At 44.5% G+C, this 19,555-nt stretch carries 14 protein-coding genes and 1 pseudogene; 9 read left to right on the top strand and 6 right to left on the bottom strand.

Going from position 1 to position 19,555, the window contains the following annotated elements; translation table 11 throughout:
• Positions 1-891 precede the first annotated feature (891 nt).
• Together F6J90_RS07315 and F6J90_RS07310 are read left to right on the top strand one after the other, a co-directional pair.
• On the top strand, positions 892-3,684 hold the full coding sequence (locus F6J90_RS07315; RefSeq protein ID WP_293091783.1) for an SLBB domain-containing protein: 2,793 nt from the start codon (positions 892-894) through the stop codon (positions 3,682-3,684).
• Positions 3,685-3,922: 238 nt separating this feature from the next.
• On the top strand, positions 3,923-6,175 hold the full coding sequence (locus tag F6J90_RS07310; RefSeq protein WP_293091782.1) for a polysaccharide biosynthesis tyrosine autokinase: 2,253 nt from the start codon (positions 3,923-3,925) through the stop codon (positions 6,173-6,175).
• Here the strand turns inward: F6J90_RS07310 and F6J90_RS07305 are convergent.
• Positions 6,118-6,342 (bottom strand): hypothetical protein, encoded by a 225-nt coding sequence (locus tag F6J90_RS07305; protein ID WP_293091781.1) that lies wholly within the window; start codon positions 6,340-6,342, stop codon positions 6,118-6,120. The two genes, F6J90_RS07310 and F6J90_RS07305, sit on opposite strands and share 58 nt — an antisense overlap.
• Before the next feature lie 128 nt (positions 6,343-6,470).
• On the opposite strand from F6J90_RS07305, the gene F6J90_RS07300 reads away from it, so the two are divergent.
• Together F6J90_RS07300 and F6J90_RS07295 are read left to right on the top strand one after the other, a co-directional pair.
• Positions 6,471-6,674, top strand: a complete 204-nt coding sequence (locus F6J90_RS07300) for a hypothetical protein (protein WP_293091780.1) — start codon at positions 6,471-6,473, stop codon at positions 6,672-6,674.
• A gap of 2 nt (positions 6,675-6,676) precedes the next feature.
• Positions 6,677-8,044, top strand: a complete 1,368-nt coding sequence (locus tag F6J90_RS07295; RefSeq protein WP_293091779.1) for a metallophosphoesterase — start codon at positions 6,677-6,679, stop codon at positions 8,042-8,044.
• 39 nt (positions 8,045-8,083) lie between these two features.
• Here F6J90_RS07295 and F6J90_RS07290 read toward each other — a convergent pair whose 3' ends face one another.
• Complete coding sequence (locus F6J90_RS07290) at positions 8,084-8,254, bottom strand: hypothetical protein (RefSeq protein WP_293091778.1); 171 nt, start codon at positions 8,252-8,254, stop codon at positions 8,084-8,086.
• On the opposite strand from F6J90_RS07290, the gene F6J90_RS07285 reads away from it, so the two are divergent.
• The 5 genes and pseudogenes from F6J90_RS07285 to F6J90_RS07265 all read left to right on the top strand — a co-directional run bounded on the left by F6J90_RS07285 (position 8,253) and on the right by F6J90_RS07265 (position 13,488).
• Complete coding sequence (locus F6J90_RS07285; RefSeq protein ID WP_293091777.1) at positions 8,253-8,390, top strand: hypothetical protein; 138 nt, start codon at positions 8,253-8,255, stop codon at positions 8,388-8,390. The two genes, F6J90_RS07290 and F6J90_RS07285, sit on opposite strands and share 2 nt — an antisense overlap.
• Before the next feature lie 467 nt (positions 8,391-8,857).
• A pseudogene (locus tag F6J90_RS07280) lies at positions 8,858-10,194 on the top strand (transposase).
• Between the two features lie 535 nt (positions 10,195-10,729).
• Complete coding sequence (locus F6J90_RS07275; RefSeq protein WP_293091776.1) at positions 10,730-11,242, top strand: hypothetical protein; 513 nt, start codon at positions 10,730-10,732, stop codon at positions 11,240-11,242.
• A gap of 263 nt (positions 11,243-11,505) precedes the next feature.
• On the top strand, positions 11,506-12,024 hold the full coding sequence (locus F6J90_RS07270; RefSeq protein WP_293091775.1) for a DUF4365 domain-containing protein: 519 nt from the start codon (positions 11,506-11,508) through the stop codon (positions 12,022-12,024).
• Between the two features lie 909 nt (positions 12,025-12,933).
• Positions 12,934-13,488 carry a CAP domain-containing protein gene (locus F6J90_RS07265; protein WP_293091774.1) on the top strand — a complete coding sequence of 185 codons (555 nt, stop codon included), beginning with the start codon at positions 12,934-12,936 and terminating at the stop codon, positions 13,486-13,488.
• Between the two features lie 129 nt (positions 13,489-13,617).
• Here the strand turns inward: F6J90_RS07265 and F6J90_RS07260 are convergent, their stop codons facing one another.
• The 4 genes from F6J90_RS07260 to F6J90_RS07245 form a co-directional block, all read right to left on the bottom strand.
• Positions 13,618-13,743: a hypothetical protein gene (locus F6J90_RS07260; RefSeq protein ID WP_293091773.1), complete on the bottom strand. Its 126-nt coding sequence runs from the start codon at positions 13,741-13,743 to the stop codon at positions 13,618-13,620.
• Positions 13,718-16,687: an aminomethyl-transferring glycine dehydrogenase gene (gene gcvP, locus F6J90_RS07255; protein ID WP_293091772.1), complete on the bottom strand. Its 2,970-nt coding sequence runs from the start codon at positions 16,685-16,687 to the stop codon at positions 13,718-13,720. The genes F6J90_RS07260 and gcvP overlap by 26 nt, the downstream gene beginning before the upstream one ends.
• A 313-nt stretch (positions 16,688-17,000) precedes the next feature.
• Positions 17,001-17,408 (bottom strand): glycine cleavage system protein GcvH, encoded by a 408-nt coding sequence (gene gcvH / locus F6J90_RS07250; protein ID WP_293091771.1) that lies wholly within the window; start codon positions 17,406-17,408, stop codon positions 17,001-17,003.
• A 104-nt stretch (positions 17,409-17,512) separates the two neighbouring features.
• Positions 17,513-18,733, bottom strand: coding sequence for a transposase (locus F6J90_RS07245; RefSeq protein WP_293091770.1), 1,221 nt, complete (start codon positions 18,731-18,733; stop codon positions 17,513-17,515).
• Positions 18,734-19,555: the final 822 nt, after the last annotated feature.

The raw sequence follows: 19,555 nt of genomic DNA, 5'->3' as shown, positions 1-19,555 counted from the left end.
CCCTAAAATTAATGATACGTTGAAATTTTACCGATCGCCTTCCTAAAAATTATACCAATTCTTCGTGGAATAAAGATGCAGATGGGAAGATGGGGAGATGGGGATATGAAATTGATGTGTAGCGGTGTGAGCGCGAAGAATTGGTATTATATTTCTTGGCCAAGATTTAGAGACTATCTTATAAATATAGCGTTTCTCATAGTAATCAGGTACACATAATTTTTTCCCTATTCCCTATTCCCTGTTTCCTATTCCCTGTTCCCTATTCCCTGTTCCCTATTCCCTAATCCCATTAACCCAAGACGAAAGTACCTCACCCAAGGTCAAACTGCTATAATTAAGTATAATTACTTATTGACAAAGGAAGCGTCACTTTAACGTCTTAGCAATGCTATCATCGGGGCAGGGTTATCAATAGACTTCGCGGCAGTTGTCGGGAACAGGGAACAGCGGATCACCGGAACAGTGGACAAAAATTGACGCAAACACTATCAGAAAAATACTTTTGCAAGAGGTCTAATGATTGCAGCAAAAGAATCCTGTAGGGAATAATCCTGATAACTACACTAAGACCAGTATTAAGGATAGAGGTGCATTAACTTAGGTCCGTGACAGTTACCCTCAGCCTCTCCCGGTAGTGACTCTTTAACTATATGTAGTAACTATAAGTAGTGTTGAAGTTTCAAAAGCTATTGGTAACAGCTCAACATTTCTGCCAAGACAAAACTAACCCAAGTTAGATTAACAACGTTAGGTTAACAAATCCATAACTGGTTTTAGATAAATTTTTTTACTGTATAATCAGCAAATTTTCTGTTGCTGGAGAAACCTTAGTGATCAAATCGAGGTGCTTATTCCAAAAATTGGAGTTTGTTGAAGTCGATAAATCTTATGCTTAGAGCCTTAGTATTGATTCCGATGTCAGCCGCCGCTAGCTATTCTTTAGGGTTTGGGCTGAGTAACAATTGGAATTACAACGATCATCCTATTGTCCAACTGATTTCTGGTGATCAATCAAGAAATGTCAGTTACTCCAATCAAGGAAAAAACGATACCAATCTGCCAAAGTCACCAACCGTTACTTTACCACAAACGTTTGCTAAGCCAAAGTTTTCCCTTACCCAATCTCAGTTAAACCAAAGTAATTCACAGCCAACCCTACCAGGGCTCAGCCGACAAACCGTTAGCCCAAAAAACTTTGCAAAGATTCAACCACCCCTTCCTCCTGCAACCGTTAATCCGGCAGAGATAGTTAAAACACTACCGATTGATCGAATTGTTGCTCGCTCCGTTGGCGGTGATTTGCTCACAATGCGATTTGAAACAGTCGATGCAGCTCCAGTGAAGGTACCGAAAACACCGCGAGCTGAGATGATTTCCCCAATAGCTAAGGTTGAGAAACAAAAGAAATCGGAGTTAGGAGCAAATGCCAACAATACCAATAGACCTCTGGAGAAATTAACCTTTAGCTCAGAGGTGACTTGGGTTAATGGCTCGTTTTACCAGATGTCTAATCAAGCAGAGGATCATCCCGAGATTGTCTTTACAGTCGATGCAGCTCCAGTGAAGGTACCGAAAAAACCCCGAGCTGAGATGATTTCCACGTTTACCCCAGTTAGCCAAAGTTCCCTCCCTTTGCCAGGTGCTCCCACTCCAGAATTAGTGACAGCACAATCTGAAATGCCAGCTCCAGGGATAGCTAAGGTGGAGAAACAAACGAAATCGGAGTTGGTAGCAAATGCCAACAATACCAATAGATCTCCGGGGAAATTAACCTTTAGCTCAGACGTGACTTGGGTTAATGGTTCATTAGACTTGTTTCAGAAGAGGGAACAGCGGATCTGGGAACAGGGAACAGTGAACAAGAATTCACGAAAAGGGATGCAGTCGGCCAAAGAGGGTTCCCAAGGGGTTTACAAGGTGCGGACGCAGGTGACCCACACAGCTCCTCCCCACTCGCTATTCCATCAAGAACAGTATCAGAAAAATACTTTTGCAAAAGGTCTATTGTCCCAGAGGTCTAATCAAGTAGAGGATCATCCTGAGATTATCCTTGCCGATGCCAACTTAGCTGCTTCTGGAAACTTAGCTATGGTTACATTCAGGGAATTACTACCTAATGGTGAACAGCTGAGGGAGATTCTACCTGCTCCGACTATTGCTCAATCGACTATTGCTCAATCGACTATTGCTCAATCTACACCAACACCGTCCCAAGGTCAGTCGTCCCAAGGTCAGTCGTCCCAAGGTCAGTCCACAGAAACCCTACCTGTGCCCACCTTTGAGCAACCTACCCAGACACTACCATCGTCCCAAGGTCAGTCCACAGAAATCGTACCTCTGCCGACCTTTGGTAAACCTACCCAGACACTACCATCCCCCTATCCAACTGAATTTACCACTCCTGTACCTGCTGTAGAGCTAGTTAGCCCTGTTATAGACCAGACCTATACCCTTGGTGCAGGTGATTTGATTCTAATTACTATTTTCAAGATGCCAGAATTTAGTGGCGAACAACAGGTTGGTGTGGATGGCTCTATCAAGTTGCCCTTAGTCGGGAAACTGAGCGTTGACGGCATGACCTTAGAAGAAGCTGAAATCGCGATCGCAACTCAATATCAATCGGAATTGCGCTCTCCTGCCATCACGGTTAGTTTACTACAACCCCGCCCGTTACAAATCGCTATTTCTGGGGAAATTAAACAACCAGGCTCCTACGTTTTACCTTTAATCAATAATGCTCAGTTTCCCAGTCTCGCTCAAGCGGTTCAGCTTGCTGGAGGTATGACCCAATCGGCGGATTTAGAGCGAGTCGAAATTCGGCGTACTCAACCTTCTGGTATCACCCAGACTATTACCGTCAATCTCTCACAACTGCTGCAAGCAGGTGATTTGAGTCAAAACCTGATTTTGCGGGATGGGGATGTAATTAAGATTCCCACCACCACTGAGGTGGACTTAGCCAAAACCGCTCAACTAGCAGCATCTAACCTAGCTAGCACTGAGGAAATATCTGATGTTGCTGTGGTAGGGGAAGTATTTCGACCAGGCGCTTACCGCCTAAAAGGAGGACAAAACGGCACTAGTCGCCCGACAGTTAGTCAAGCGATTCAAACCGCCGGAGGCATTAAACCCTCAGCTAACGTGCGGGAAATTCAAGTGCGTCGCCCCACTCGCGATGGCACAGAACAGCTGATTAACATTAACCTCTGGAAATTATTACAAGATGGCGACCTCAGTCAAGATTTGGCCTTGCAAAAGGGAGACACAGTGATTATTCCTACTGCCACAGAAATTACCGCCGTAGAAGCTGCTCAAATTGCCTCGACTAACCTTTCTCCAGATGTAATTCGGGTCAATGTTGCTGGAGAAGTGAAACAACCAGGAACAGTCGAAATGCCATCTAATACCACTCTTAATGAAGCTTTGCTTTCTGTGGGTGGATTTAATGAGCGAGCAGAAAAAATTGTGGAGCTAATTCGTTTTAATCCTGATGGTAGCCTAACGCGAAGGGAAATCGAAGTCAATTTTAAACAAGGAATTGATCCCCAAACTAACCCTCTGCTATCCCAGAACGATATTATCATTGCTGGTCGCTCCAGTTATACCAAAATTACTGATACCATATCTAACATTTTAGAACCAATTTTAAAAATATTGAATCCTTTACGTTCCTTGTTTTAAATTAGCTTTTTATCTATAAAAGTCCCTTAAAAACATTAAAAAGTATTTTTTTAAATTCCAGTTAGTGATAATAAAAACATTAAAAAATATTTATTATTAATCCTGAATCATGACTGCTGAATTCTAAATTTTAGAGCTTTTAATTGAAGGTGCCATATCTCTGTATAACCGGTACCAACCAACTCTTGTGTAGTCAACTGTTCTAGCATCCCCTTGATTAAATTGGAAGCGAAACTCAATGGTTCATAACTTTTCTCCCTCTCCTCCCTCAGTTACGAGTAGTAACGGTAGCTTTCCCCCTTTACCTCAAGGGTCACCGTGGTTAGAATCAGAAGACAGTGAGTGGGATTTGGGCCGTTGGTTTGCGGTGGCGCGACGGCGAGGAGTAGTCATTGTAGGGGTAACAGTGACAGGGATATCCTTCGTCATCCCGAGAAGTTTAAATGAAGAGCCAAGTTACCAAAGCAAATTTCGGATTTTAGTAGAGCCTGTTAATGCTGAAAATGACTTAGGCAATTTAACGCCTGGTTTAGGGAACCAAAACATTAAATCTAGTTTAGACTACCAAACCCAAATTCAAGTCCTGCGTAGTCCTGAGCTAATGGAAGTAGTGCTCGCAGAAGTACAAAAAACCTATCCCGAAATTAGTTATAATTCCCTAATTGGCAATTTAAAAATTACTCGCTTAGGGAAAACTAAGATCTTGGAAATCAGCTACCAGGGAAACGATCCGGATCTGATCCTCACTATTTTAGAGCAATTAGCCAAAGTCTACCTGAACTACTCCCTGAACGAGCGCCAGACTAACTTACGCCAAGGGATTCAATTCATTGAAAACCAGTTACCATCCTTACAAGCCAGGGTAAATGAACTGCAAAACCAATTACAAGCCTTTCGAGAGCGATATCAGTTTACTAACCCAGACAGCCAAGCTGAACTAATCGCTTCTCAAATTACCGCCTTGAAGCAGGAAAACTTAGCCCTTGAACAACAATTAGCTAAAAGCCGCTTCAATCTTGGTTCTCTACAAGAAGAAACTGGGGCTGTGGCCGCTCTTAGCGAAGCTCCACTATATCAGCAAATTATTGGTCAGTTAAGAGAGGTGGAAACGCAAATTGCTGCGGAATTAACTCGCTTCCAAGCACAAAGCACGGCGATTCGACTTCTCCAAAATCAACGGCAAAACCTCCTCCCAATCCTAGAGCAAGAAGCAGAGCGAATTTTAGGATCCAAGTTAGCAGAAGCTGTAACTGAAGTGCAAAGGCTTGAAACCCAACGTCAAACCTTATTAGTTGCCCAACAACAGCTAAAACAACAGGCTCAACAAATGCCTGCTTTAACCAGACAATATACCGACTTACAGCTAGAAATACAAATTGCTACTGAGGGGTTAAACCGTTTTCGGGCTACCTGGGAAACGTTGCAAATCGAAGCCGCCCAAACCGAGATTCCTTGGGAAGTAATTGAAGCCCCAGTTCGGCCAGTGGCTCCCATCTCTCCTAATATTCAACGTAGTATAACCTTGGGAGCTGTAGCTAGTCTTGCTGTAGGCATTGGTGTGGCTTTGATTTTGGAAAAATTAGATAACGTTTATCACACTGCCCTGGAACTAAAACAGCAAAGCAAACTCCATTTGTTAGGGAATATCCCCATTAATAAACAAATAGCAGCAACGCCAAGTAATAACTCCCTAGCCAAAGTAGGAGGTTTATTGTCTAAACCTTTTACGTGGCTAATACCAGCTTTGAAGCAAAAATCAACGCCTTACATCTATTATGGGGACTCCCAATCCTCACACTTTTTGGAAGCCCTACGAGTACTCTATACCAATATTCAATTACTGAGTTCAGACCGCCCAATCCGTTCTCTGGCAATCAGTTCAGCTCTGCCTGGGGATGGTAAGTCAACCATTGCTATTTACCTGGCTCAAACAGCGGCAGCCATAGGGAAAAAGGTGTTATTAGTTGATGCGGATCTGCGTAAACCCCAAGTTCATCGAAGATTGGAGTTACCCAACCAGTCTGGATTAAGCAATTTAATTGCCCAAACCCTATCCCCTTCAGACGTAATTGAGGACAATTTACCTGTAGCTGGCTTATCAGTCCTAACCGCAGGTCAACTTCCCCCAGATCCTACCAAGCTGATCTCTTCCCAGAAAATGGCACAATTGATGGCAGGTTTCCACGAAACGTTTGACCTGGTGATTTATGATACTCCCTCAGTTTTGGGATTAGCGGACACTAGCTTGCTTAGTCCTCTTACTGACGGCTTGATTCTGGTAACTCGCGTTGGGAAAACAGATCGTTCTGCTCTGACCCAAGCTCTTGAGAATCTGAAACTGTCTCAAATTCAGGTTTTAGGCATTGTTGCTAATGGTGTTAAAGGTGACTCTCTTAGCCCTTATAAATACTACAAATCTGGTTACGGAAGCAATCACAAAGAACAGGATTGGGAGGAGGAAGAGAACCTTACCCCGACATTGTTCAAGTAAAAGGGAATAGGGAATCGGGAACAGGGAATAGGGAATAGGGAATAGGGAGTAGGAAGTAGGGAGTAGGGAGCAGGGAGCAGGGAGCAGGGAGCAGGGAGTAGGGAGTAGAGACCAGGGAGCAGTAGCAAAGAGCTTGGAGGATTTTTTTGGTTATTAAAAATCAGCAATTTTGTTCATAAAATATTTGTAATAGTAATCAGTTATATAACAGATTATATGTAACAATATACAAAGCATTTTTGCCTCGAAATAAGTTATTATTGATTCCCAATAACAGGTTTTTTTAATAGCTATCATGTACACAGTATTTTTTTTATTACCTATTACCTATTACCTATTACCTATTACCTATTACCTATTACCTATTACCTATTACCTATTACCTATTACCTGTTCCCTGTTCCCTGTTCCCTGTTCCCTGTTCCCTGTTCCCTACTCCCTACTCCCTATTCCCTATTCCCTATTCCCTAAAATTCCAAATCTACCTCACCTATTTTAAACATGCTATATGACCCATCTATTGCTACTAAAATCGCTAAAATCAAGCAGTGGGTATGCTGGCGTAATCCTGGGATTATCAATCAGGGAATTGACCAAACTCAGTTAGTCCTTGATGATGGTCACAATGAATGTCCAGAATTTTCCTTTCTAGTTCTTGGGGATACGGATTCAGACACGGAATACGGACGGAAGCTGCAAGCACAAATAGCTCAACAATTACTTGACCACATCGATACTTGTCCCTTTACCTTACACACAGGAGATCTGGTTTATCCATTTGGGTCTGGTGAGTTTTATCTGGAGAAATTTATTAAAATCTACCGAGAGGTTTTCGGTGTTAGGAGTCCTGTCAAGAAAACTGACTGTACTCGACTAGTCTTTAATCAACCGATTTTCCCTGTACCAGGAAATCATGATTACTATGACCTGACGTTTCTGCCCAGATTATTTGCTCAGTTAAGTTTACCTCTACGCCGTTGGTTAAAATATCAGTTAGGTTTTACTCTAGGTTGGGATAGTTCTTACCAAGGCAAAGCCTATGCTCACGCTTTTCTTGATTGCTTGAGTCAACCTCACAAGCGCAGTAATTTAGCGGAGTACCTCAACCAACACTATACGGCCAAGACCGAAACGGGAAGATGCCTGCGCTACCAACCTGGTCACTTTACCCGCCTACCTAATCGCTACTATACCTTTAGATATGGCGGGATTGACTTTTTTGCCCTTGATTCCAATACCTTTTGTATTTCTGGCTCTTCGTCTAAACCTAAGGCTGGTCCTGACCAAGAGCAACTAGACTGGTTACAGCAACGGTTAATTGATTCTTGGCATGATCCTCAGGCACGGGGACGAGTGATCTATCTTCATCACTCTCCCTATTCAACGGAAGCAACCCGATGGGAGCAGCCAGATGCGATCGCAGTTCGTGGCCATTTACGCCGAGTATTAGATCAGGTGGCTGCTGCTATTGGTTCCCTACCAGAAAAACGCCCACTGGTAGATTTAATCTTAAGTGGACACGCTCATTGTTTTGAGTATCTTCGTACCCTTGATACTAGACATGCTGACTCCAATTTAAATTGGCTGGTATGTGGCGGAAGTGGTGCTAGTTTGCGGCGTCAGCGCAAAGATGGGGTTGAACTGATGGAAATTAGTCGGGGAGGTTATGTTCAAATGGTGGCGCGATCGCTTTTATTTATCGGACAAAAAGGTAAAGGCAGAACAGGCCGCTCTCCTCATACTTTCCTACGGATTGATGTACATAACGGTGTTCCCCCTAAGTTTGTAATTCGGCCATTTATAGTTGAGAAACTCAAGAATAAGTGGAGTAGTAGTGCTATCAAACCCTTTGTGATCGACAATCTATAGTAGTTCTCAATTGGGTGAGGTAGAAAGTTTTGGTTTTTTTTAGGGAACAGCGAACAGGGAACAGGGAGCAGGGAGCAGGGAGCAGGGAGCAGGGAGCAGGGGTAGGTTTTTTACATTTGGGTCCTGCCCCACCCCCAACCCCCGACCGGTCGGGGGCGGATCACAGGGAGAGGAAAAGGAAAACAACGAAGAAGCGATGCAGTCGCTCATGGGGGAAACCACGGCAGTCGCTCATGGGGGGAACCCCCAAGACCGCGCTGCCTCCCCAAGACCGCGCTGCATCGCTTTCTTATTCCCCACACCCTACACCCCACCCCCTACACCCCACACCTCACGTCTTTGTTAAAAACCTACCCTTATGAGGCAGGGAGCAGGGATGCAGCGCGGTCAAAGGTAGTCAGTGCCGCCAAAGGTTCTTCCCATAAGGCTTACAAGGTGCTTCCGCAGGTGACCGAAAACCCTGAGGGCGCAAGCCCCTAAATTCTATTTATGGGGTTAGCCCGAACAGGAATTTATTCCCTAACTGTTCGGGCGTCTTTTTTCTAACTTGGTAAGGTTCCAGATCTTCCCAGGAACTCTAGGTACTCAGATAAGCTCAACCCCGAACTGGCTGCCAAACGTTTCAGTCCCCGCCAACCAGTCTCAGTAGCCTTGATACTGTAACTTTTCTTTGGCTCTTCGTGCAATCTAGGTCTTCCTACTTTTCTTTTGATTTGTTCAGACATTTTCCTTGACCTTATAATTTAAGGGGTCTATAATTAGAATAGCACTAAAACAGGTCGAGTAGATACAACAAAAGGAGGTGATGTGCGAGTGTTGGTCATGGAGTTCAAAGCTATTCTAAAAAAGCCTCAAGAATTAGCAGTAAATGAAGCTATTAGAACGGCTCGTTTTGTCCGGAATAAGGTACTTCGGTATTGGATGGAAAATCGCGGAGTAAAGAAGAAAGAGCTCTATCGCTACAACACTCAACTAAGGGATGAATTTGAATTTGTTAAAGATCTAAACAGTCATGCTTGTCAAGCCTCTGTCGAGAACGTAGAGCGTGCTATTAAACGTTTCTTTGACAATTGCAAGAAAAAAGTGCCCGGCAAAAAAGGGTACCCTCGCTTCAAGAAACATTCTAGATCAGTCGAATACAAGCAGTCCGGGTGGAAATTATCCCCAGACAAGAAGTCTATAAACTTTACCGATAAAAAAGGGATCGGTAAGGTTAAGCTCAAGGGTACATGGGACTTGTGGCGTTTCGATTCGGCAAAGCCGACGCTACGCGAACAGAAGTTGATAAAGCGCGTTAGGATAGTCCAAAGAGCTGATGGTTATTATGTTCAGTTTTGTGTCAAAATAGATAACTTAAAGCGACTAGGAGCTACTGGATTCACTGTCGGGTTAGATGTCGGACTAAAAGAGTTTTACACTGACTCTGATGGTTATTCAGAACCTAATCCTAGGTTTTATCGCAAAAGCGAAAAACGATTAAAGTTTTACCAACGTCGGGTCTCCCGAAAAAAGAAAGGCTCATCTAACCGTAACAAAGCCGTCAATAGATTAGGTAGACATCACCTTAAAATAAGTAGGCAGCGTGTTGGCGTTGGCGAAGCCTGCGCGTAGCGCATAGCCTGCGCGAAGCGCATAGAACATGCCAAGAGACTGGCACGTTGCGTAATCCGGTCTAACGATCTGGTCGCCTATGTTCGCGCAGCGTGCCGTTCGCGAAGCGTGGCCTACGGCCAAGGCAAGATTTGAGGATCAAAAATCTAGTTAAAAACCACTGTCTCGCCAAATCTATTAATGATGCAGGTTGGTACAAGTTCAGGGAGTGGCTGGAATATTTTGGGCAAAAGTTTGGTCGGATAACTGTTGCAGTTAATCCTGCCTATACAAGCCAGAATTGTTCAAGCTGTGGTGAAGTGGTCAAGAAGTCATTATCAACTCGAACCCATGTCTGTAAATGTGGGTGTCGGTTAGATTCGCCGAAGGCGACGCTACGCGAACGCGACCATAATGCCGCTAAAAACATCCTAACTAGAGCCTTAAGTACCGTGGGGCACACGGGAACTTTACTTAACGCTTGGGGAGATCTGTCCTCTACTTTTCCTGACTCCGGTTTGGTTAAGCAAGACGGGTCTATGAACCAAGAATCCCCCTGATTCTATCAGTGGGGAGTGTCAACCACATAGCCCTTACCCATCTCCCCATATCCCCATATCCCCATCTCCCTATCTCTTTATCCTATAGTGTTACTATTTAACAAAACTCGCTATCCATCCCCACCGTGAAAGACGGTGGGGATGGATAGCGAGACGAGGACTTGTTGCGAATCGTGTTAGAATAAAGTTGGTTGATGACCCGCCTGACTGACTAAAAGGCTACCTTCAAGGTGTAAAAGTACTAGCAGAGCTCAGGGAAGAGACTTGCCCCGGCTGGTTAGCCATAGAGCTGTAATTCCATGGTAAGTCTGTCGTAAAAGTTATACGTCTGCGGAAGGCGGATGTCTGCCTGTGGACGCTGAGTAAGACCAATTCCAGCAGGCGCGCGCCTCTGGTTCAGGCATCAGCGGATGAAGCGGGAAACCTCAAAGACGAATAAGACCGTCCCTGATTTGAGTTGAGAATTGGAAGCCCCAACCTCAGCGAAGCAGGTTGGGTACTTCACATCGTTGATAGTCATAGGCCATAACAACAAATGAGTAAACTGCGCAACATACTAATGGGTGCTGGTATAGCAGCAGTCGGTGCGGTCGGAACTAAAATGGCTGTGGATTATTTCCGCAACCGTGATCAAGAAGAAGAGAGGGACGAAAGTGAAGGTGACGCAGAAGCTACCTCTCCCCAAGAAGTTGCCTACGCTATCGTACAAGACAGTTCCGTCCAAAGCTTCCTGGATGCTAGCTTTGGTGATCCTGGTCGTTATGTCCCCACTCGTCCGCCTAAAGTATTCGACTATCAGGACCAACAATATATGGTCATTTGGGCTTACGACAACAAGAAAGAAAAAAATCAAATGTTGGCGTTCATCTATACCGATGAGGGTCGTAAGATGGTGGCTAGTGTGGGATATACTCCTGACACAACGGATTACAATATCAATTTAGACAGCACACCCTTCGCTGTGGAAGTGAATGGGGAACAAATTACCTCCGGTCAAGATGAAACTGGCGGAGCTGATGAAGTAGATTTTGTCCTAGCTGGTGCTTAAATCGGATTTTTCATTGGATAATCTCTGAATACTAAAAGCGATCGCGTATCTCCATAGATAAGCGATCGCTTTTATTTAGCGATGCAGGTACACAGTACACAGGTAAACAGGATTTTTTACCACTCCCGACTCCCGACTCCCGACTCCCGACTCCCGACTCCCTACTCCCTACTCCCTACTCCCTAAAACCCAGAACGAAAGTACTGACCCAATTGAAAACTGCTGTAAGCTATAGAGTAAACCATTTCTATTGCTTCCGGTCAATGAATAAAAATAAACGACCGAGAGAACAAATTATTGCTGATATCAGTATCAATTATGTGGAAAGATATGTATTATTATGTGGTTACTCCGTAGAACGAGTTGAGCTTGGGTATACCTATGGTTTTGACTTGATTATCTTTACCTATGATACCAATTGTGAACTTGAAAATGGTAAAATTCACGTCAAGCTAAAGGCAACGGATTTTCTGAGCATGCTAGCCGCAGACCAAGATACCATAGGCTTTCCCCTAGGACGCTCAGACATAGAGCCATGGTTAAAAGAACCAATGCCATGTATCCTGATTGTATACGATGCTCAGCTCGATCTAGCCTATTGGCTGTACTTGCAAGCCTACTTTGAAAACTGGCAAAACTTTGATCCATGGCAAATGGAAGAAACCATTACTGTTAATCTTCCTAAAAAGAATATTGTCAATCAAGATGCTATTAAAAAATTCGCTGGATATAAAAATGATGTGCTGCGCCAGTTACCGGGAGTGATTCGTCATCGTTCCTAGAAACGTTATTTTTAAGGCTCTTCCGTACTTGTTATGCTAAATAAACACTTTGGCAAAGGGACTGAGGCCGTTGGCCACGCTACGCGAACGGAGCAGGGACTGAGGCCGTTGGCCACGCTACGCGAACGGAGCAGGGTAAAGAGGCAGTATAAAGGAAAATTTTATTAGTTAAATTGCCTTATAACCCTTATTCAGCAAGCTTTCTGAGTTTTTTTAACTGGAAATTTAGCATAGTAGGTACTGAAGAACCATTTTTAAAAAGTGTAAGCATTAAGCTATCAGCGGTCAGCTATCAGCAGTCAGCTGACGTAACAGAGATGAAAGCAATGGTTACGTGTTTTCTTCAAAAGCTAATAGCTGATAGCTTACATATATTTAACTATTAATAGTTATAAAAAGGCATGAGAATCAAGGAATAAAAATGCGATGGCAAATAGGTCACGCTACGCGATTGGCCTTTCGGCCAGGCTACGCGAACGAAAAAAACCCTCCCCTGTAAAATTTTCCATAAACCTCAGAACTAGGGAACCTTTTCAGCTCCGAGTTAGTCGATAAATAAAGCAATCCCCTTGAAAAGTTGAATAGGATTGCTCTATCTATCCTGAAGGGGTGACAAACAGCCTTAAAAGCCTTACTGGGTGTGGGGTGTGGGGTGTGGGGTGAAGGGTGTAGGGGAAGATCAGGAGCTGGCCACGTTGGTAGGGACGCTTGAATCAGGTTTCGGACCCAAGTAAATCGCTGGGGTCACTCCAAATTCGGTTCTATTTTCCCCATACCCCACACCCCACACCCCACACCCTGTCTACTTTTTAGCCTTGTTGTCACCCCCTCAGCTATCTATCTAGCGCCATTTTAATGGCGACCGGGTGCCATCAGATCTGTTGCAGATATTAACCCATGAGGTAATTTATGCATAGAATCCATTTTTGGGCAATTGCTCCGCTTACTTTGCTCGGATTATCTGAAATAGCGCTTCAGTCTAGCTCAGTTGTGGCTAACACTTATTCCAATAACACCCTCCAGAGAGGTTCTCAGGAGCAGATAACTGTGGTGACCAGTAGCTCATCCTTAGCTAAATTCAATACTGAGTTGCTTGGACTAACCAATGCTGAACGGCGAAAAGCTGGCTTGCCACCATTACAGCTTTCTGCTGAGCTAAGTCAAGCCGCACAGCTACACGCTGAAGATATGGTGCGCAATGGTTTTTTCAGTCATACTGGTTCTGATGGTTCTAAAATAAGCGATCGCGCTAAGGCAGCAGGTTACCTCTATTCCTATGTTGGTGAAAACATTGCTGCAGGTTACTCGACTCCTGCTCAAACCATTAGGCAATGGATGGGAAGCACTGGTCATCGCCGTAATATACTCAAGCCTCAGTATCAAGAAATTGGCTTTGGTTATGTCAGCGATCCTTCCAGCCCCTATCGCCACTACTGGGTGCAGGTGTTTGGTTCACCGCGTTAATACTCAGTAGGGAGTAGGGAGTAGGGAGTAGGGAGTAGGGAGTCGGGAATCGGGAATCGGGAATCGGGAGTCGGGAGTCGGGAGTCGGGAGTCGGAATCACCCTAACCCCCGTTAATAACCGAGTTATATCATGTCAGGATAATTACCCTAAATAAAAATCTCCCGATTTTCCCATCTCCCCATCTCCCCATCTCCCCATCTCCCCACACTCCCAACTTGACTTTGGAGTTAGATGTAGGCCTCCATTCCCTCACAAGAACAAACCAAATTCCTATCCCCAAAGGCATTATCAATGCGCCCTGCCACAGGCCAAAACTTGTGTTCCCTTAACCAAGATGCCGGGTATGCGGCTTCCTCACGGGTATAGGGATGAGTCCATTCACTGACCATCAAGGCTTCTGCTGTATGGGGAGCATTCTTCAGCTGATTGTCCGTTTGGTCTACCTGACCCGATTCAATCGCTTTAATTTCCTGGCGGATAGCAATCATGGCATCACAGAAACGGTCGAGTTCCTCCTTCGACTCACTTTCAGTAGGTTCCACCATCATTGTCCCTGCTACAGGCCAGGATACCGTTGGAGCATGGAAACCATAATCCATCAGGCGTTTGGCAATATCATCCACTTCGATGCCCGCAGACTTTTTAAGCGATCGCAAATCTACAATACACTCATGAGCCACTAATCCATTGTTCCCCTTGTACAGAACAGGATAGTAAGGGTCTAACCGCTTAGCCATGTAATTAGCATTAAGAATAGCCACCTTAGTCGCCTCAGTTAACCCCCCACTCCCCATCATGGCAATATACATCCAGGAAATCGGTAGAATGCTGGCACTTCCCCAGGGTGCCGCAGAAATGGCACCAATAGATAAGGTTGAAGGTTGAGGCTGTAAGGTTTTGGGCAGGAATGGTACTAAGTGAGGCATCACCCCAATTGGTCCCATACCAGGTCCACCCCCACCATGGGGAATACAGAAGGTTTTGTGCAGGTTCAAGTGACACACATCTGCCCCAAAGTCCCCCGGACGGCACAGTCCCACTTGGGCATTCATATTCGCCCCATCCATATAAACCTGTCCCCCATGGTTGTGGACAATGGCACAGATATCTTTAATCTCTTGTTCAAACACACCATGGGTAGATGGATAAGTCACCATCAGAGCAGCTAGGTTTTGGCTATGGTGCTCAGCCTTCTTCCTCAAATCATCTAAATCAATGTTGCCCATCTGATCACAAGCAACAGCCACCACCTTTAAACCAGCCATCACCGCACTGGCGGGATTGGTTCCATGGGCAGAAGTAGGAATTAGACAGATATTGCGATCGCCTTCTCCCCGGTTTTCATGGTACTTACAAATAGTGAGTAATCCTGCATATTCCCCTTGGGAACCAGCATTAGGTTGAAGAGAAATGCCAGCAAAGCCAGTAATTTCTGCTAACCATTCTTCCAGCTGCTGGAATAGGATTTGATATCCCTGAGTTTGGGACAAGGGAGCAAAAGGATGAATCTTGCCAAATTCCGGCCATGTCACTGGCATCATCTCAGCAGTGGCATTCAGCTTCATGGTACACGAACCCAGAGGAATCATGGAGGTGTTTAGAGCCAAATCCTTACTTTCCAGGCGGTGCAAATAGCGTAGTAACTCGGTTTCTGAGTGATAGCGGTTGAATACTGGGTTGGTTAAGTAGGTACTACGGCGAGCAAATGGTTCATTAAAATCAGCTGCCACCTTACGTGTTACCTCAGCCGCCAACTCTTCCACAGTAAAGAGTAGGGATGCACTGCTTGGTTCCCCTAAACTTGCAAAAATTTCCCACAAGTCTACTAAATCCCTAGCTGTCGTTGTCTCATCCAGGGAAATTCCGATAGTAGTTGAATCAATAATACGTAGGTTAATTTGACGTGCTTCAGCTGCTTCGATAATTCCGGACACAGAGCGATCGCTTAATTCTACGCGCAAGGTATCAAAAAACGGTTCTGAGCTAATACTGTAACCTAAGCGTTTCAGTCCCTCCGCCAGGATAACCGTTAATTGATGAATTCTCTCGGCAATACGTTTAATGCCCTCTCGCCCATGATACACTGTATACATTGACGCCATCACCGCCAACAGCACTTGCGCAGTACAAATATTGCTGGTGGCTTTGTCACGACGGATATGTTGTTCACGGGTTTGCAGTGCCAAGCGCAGTGCTGGTTTACCATTAGCATCTTTTGATACACCAACGATACGTCCTGGTACTTGCCGTTTATAAGCTGCCCGAGTAGCAAAATAAGCTGCATGAGGTCCCCCATATCCTAGGGGAACGCCAAAGCGCTGGGTGCAACCTATGGCAATATCAGCCCCAAATTCCCCAGGGGGTGTAAGGAGGGTAAGGCTTAGAATGTCAGCTGCCACAGTTACTAAGGCTTTAGCACCATGAGCCTTATCAATAAATTCCCGATAATCGTATATAGTGCCATCCGTTGCTGGGTACTGAAGCAGAGCTCCAAAAATGTCTTGGTCAAATTCACAAGTGCGGTGGTCACCAACAATCACCTCAATTCCCAAAGGTCTAGCCCTGGTTTGTACCACTGCTATAGTTTGGGGATGACAGGTTTGGGAAACAAAGAAGTGTTTGGCTTTCGTCTTACACAGACCATAGCTCATGCTCATAGCTTCCGCTGCTGCTGTTCCTTCATCTAGCAAGGAAGCATTAGCAATTTCCAGACCAGTCAAGTCTATAATCATAGTCTGGAAGTTGAGTAGTGCTTCGAGTCGCCCCTGAGCAATTTCTGCTTGGTAAGGGGTGTAAGCCGTGTACCAACCAGGATTTTCTAGGATATTCCGTTGAATTACAGGTGGGGTAATGCAGTCGTAATATCCCATGCCAATCAAAGACCGGAATACTTGATTCTTAGACGCAATGTTTTTTAGCTGAGCCAGAGCAGCATACTCGCTTTGTGCTGGTGGTAACTGCAGGGTTTGATTAAGCCAAATAGCGGCGGGTACAGTTTGCTCAATCAGGCTGTCTATACTGGATATACCCAGGAGGTTGAGCATTTGCTCTATTGCATCTGGATTTGGACCTATGTGTCGATTGACAAAAGCATCGGTAGATGGTATTGTTGGCGATGCGGAAAGAATAGGGTCAGATTTCAGCAACGACTGAGTATTTGCTCTATTTTTTTGATCCTGGATATCCAAATTCTGCATAGTAAAACAATTTGTGAATTAAGCAGCGAAGCTGGAGGTCACTTTTGAGGGCTGTGACCCCCTAAGTTGGTAAATCTATAGATACACAAAGCCCGGATGTATAACTAAAGGGATTTAGAACTAAATTGCTTTAGTTCTAAATATACATTAAGAGAACCTAGCATATGACAACCTAGGCGTGTTGCTAGATTGGTTCTAGATACACAACTTTACAGAGCCGGGTTCAGTTATGACAACCCTACTTATCAGTTTTTTACAGAACCTTCGCAATAGCTGTATCTTTAGTTACTTGCTTTTAAAACCAATTTATAGTCTACTCTGCCTCGACTTTGGCACGGTACTCCTCAGCAGAAAGGACACCCTCCAGTGGGTGATCAGGGTCATTGAGCCGCACTTTAATTAACCAGCCTTCACCATAGGGGTCTTTTGCAATCTGTTCAGGATCCTTGATCATCTCCTCATTTCGTTCAACCACCGTACCCGATACCGGGGAATATAGATCCGAAACGGCCTTGACCGATTCTATGGTACCAAAGCTTTTGTCATTTTCTTTGTTACCCTTCTCGATGGTGTCGTCAATTTCTGGGAGTTCCAGAAGAACTAAGTCACCCAGTTGGTCAATGGCAAAGGCGGTAATACCAATAGTGGCAATTTCTCCATCAAGCCGCACATATTCGTGGCTATCAAGGTATTTCAGGTCATCAGGATATTCAAAGGCCATGTCTTCTCCTAAATCAGCAGCAATGCTAATTATCCTTCGTCATTTGTCTTTCGTCCAGCAGTAATGGTTGACTTCTACCTACGTGACATACTCCCGACACTGACCTATCGGTACAGTGCGGGCTTCTTACCAACTCCACCCAACGGTTGGGATACTCGGTAAGCTTTACTACTGACGGGATGCCCCACCGCCAAATTCAAGATATTCTTAGCCGCATTTATATCCCTATCTTCTGTGTAACCACAATGAGGGCAAGAATGGATGCGGTCTTTTAGTTTTTTCGGTACTTTTTTCCCACAGTTAGAACAGTTCTGACTAGTGTTTTTGGGGTTCACTGCTTTTGTTACCAACCCAGCATTCTCGGCTTTGGTTGATAAAATCGACAGGAATTGACCCCATCCAGCATCTAGAACTGATTTAGCCATTTTAGTCTTGGCCAGACCTTTGATATTTAGCTTTTCGTGAGCTACCAGATCGTGGCTATCTAGCAACCCTTTCGCTGTTTTAAAATGAAAATCCTTACGGGTGTCAGCCACTTTTTTATGGGCTTTGCCCAATTTGACTACAGCTCTTTTCCTGTTATTACTTCCTTTCTTGGATCGACTAACAGCTTTCTGGACTTTTTTAAGGCGTTTTTGAGCTTTCCGGTAAAATTGAGGGATTGCTACTTCAGTCCCATCAGATTTAACCAAAAATGACTTAATTCCCATGTCAATCCCAATCGGATTGGAGACTTCATCAATAGGGATAATGTCCGGGACTGAATCATCTTGAATAGACAAGGTAACGTAATAACCGTCAGCATTTCGGGTAATCGTGGCTGTCTTGACTTTGAATCCGTCAGGAATTGGCCTGTGGTAGACCATTTTGACTTCTCCAAATTTTGGTAGCTTCAAAAAATTGCCACTAATTGGATTTTTCCCAAGAGACGGGAAGGTCAAAGAACGATATCTGTTTTTACTCTTAAACCTTGGTCTCCCACTTCTTACTCCCTTGCAATCTCCTTTGATAAACCTCTTAAAAGCCAGATCTACCCTTTTTAGGCAGTCCTGTAATACTTGAGAGTAAACCTCTCCATACCATGGTCTATTTTTCTTAAGACTAGGAAGGGTTTTCTTCTGTGAAAAGTAGTCAGGATTATCTCTTAATTCTGGTAAATGACAAACAAGTGGGCAGGCATTTGTGGCACAACGATTCTGTTCGTACCAGTTGAATCTATCAGCCAGTAAATAGTTGTACTGATGGCGTAACATATCTAGCCACTTCTCTAATTTGACGACCTGAGACTTGGTTAGTCGTAATCTGTACTGATAGGCAGATCTCATTTGTTGCCCTCCTGTTTATCGACCTGTTACTATTCTAGTATACAGCTAGTCAAATGGTCAGAAGTTCTCGCAAAAAGAGTGGAGCCTTTATAGTTGGCAGTCTGTGAGTTAAGGGTTAAATCTTTTTGTAGTAAGGCGACCCTCTGATAAGGTTTCATCTCCGGCAAGTCAGAATGAAAACAATAAAAATGACAATTCGGCTAACCGAATATGACAGGGTAAACGCATCTAATTTTGAAATGCCTACTGGAGATCAGATTCATGGGATCAGTATTTATGCTTATTATTTTTGAAATCTCTGTTAGGTGCGCTTTCCGCATTAAGAATTAAATTCGCCACGGGTCGCACCTCTTGATGCAGTTGCTCATGGGGGAAACCACGGCAGTTGCTCATGGGGGGAACCCCCAAGACCGCACTGCCTCCCCAAGACCGCACTGCATCGCTTCTGAGTAAGGCTTCTAGAATTTAGATGCGTTTGCCCTGCCGAATATGAGAAAAAGAAACTAGAGCAAGAAGCAAAAAGAAGGGGAATGAACCAGTCTGAATTACTTAGAAGCTTGGTAGATCGTTTCCCTGTTCGCGTAGCGTCGGCTTTGCCGAATCCAGTAATATCTACTTGACAATTCCGCTTTGCTTCATTGTCCCGCTATCATCCCGACGCTGACCTATCGGTACAGCGCGGGGCTTCTCGCGGAGTGGCTAAATCTTTAAAATACCACCAGTGAAATAGCACTACTAATTTGCACTTTATGATATTCTTCCTTTTGGAAGAAGAAAAGGAAGAATTTTAAGCAAGCTTATCTATTGCTTTGCCCGTTTCTG

Origin of the sequence: Moorena sp. SIOASIH (genome assembly GCF_010671925.1) — a bacterium.
Lineage (GTDB): Bacteria > Cyanobacteriota > Cyanobacteriia > Cyanobacteriales > Coleofasciculaceae > Moorena.
The sequence above is the reverse complement of the archived record's forward strand: the minus strand, read 5'-3'. Positions and strand labels throughout refer to the sequence as shown.

Coding starts and splice junctions, on each gene's coding strand:
- gcvP (WP_293091772.1), bottom strand. CDS start 16,687: ATGCAGAATTTGGATATCCAGGATCAAAAAAATAGAGCAAATACTCAG.
- F6J90_RS07315 (WP_293091783.1), top strand. CDS start 892: ATGCTTAGAGCCTTAGTATTGATTCCGATGTCAGCCGCCGCTAGCTAT.
- F6J90_RS07265 (WP_293091774.1), top strand. CDS start 12,934: ATGCATAGAATCCATTTTTGGGCAATTGCTCCGCTTACTTTGCTCGGA.
- F6J90_RS07295 (WP_293091779.1), top strand. CDS start 6,677: ATGCTATATGACCCATCTATTGCTACTAAAATCGCTAAAATCAAGCAG.
- F6J90_RS07300 (WP_293091780.1), top strand. CDS start 6,471: ATGTACACAGTATTTTTTTTATTACCTATTACCTATTACCTATTACCT.
- F6J90_RS07275 (WP_293091776.1), top strand. CDS start 10,730: ATGAGTAAACTGCGCAACATACTAATGGGTGCTGGTATAGCAGCAGTC.
- gcvH (WP_293091771.1), bottom strand. CDS start 17,408: ATGGCCTTTGAATATCCTGATGACCTGAAATACCTTGATAGCCACGAA.
- F6J90_RS07290 (WP_293091778.1), bottom strand. CDS start 8,254: ATGAGCGACTGCATCGCTTCTTCGTTGTTTTCCTTTTCCTCTCCCTGT.
- F6J90_RS07310 (WP_293091782.1), top strand. CDS start 3,923: ATGGTTCATAACTTTTCTCCCTCTCCTCCCTCAGTTACGAGTAGTAAC.
- F6J90_RS07285 (WP_293091777.1), top strand. CDS start 8,253: ATGGGGGAAACCACGGCAGTCGCTCATGGGGGGAACCCCCAAGACCGC.
- F6J90_RS07270 (WP_293091775.1), top strand. CDS start 11,506: ATGAATAAAAATAAACGACCGAGAGAACAAATTATTGCTGATATCAGT.
- F6J90_RS07245 (WP_293091770.1), bottom strand. CDS start 18,733: ATGAGATCTGCCTATCAGTACAGATTACGACTAACCAAGTCTCAGGTC.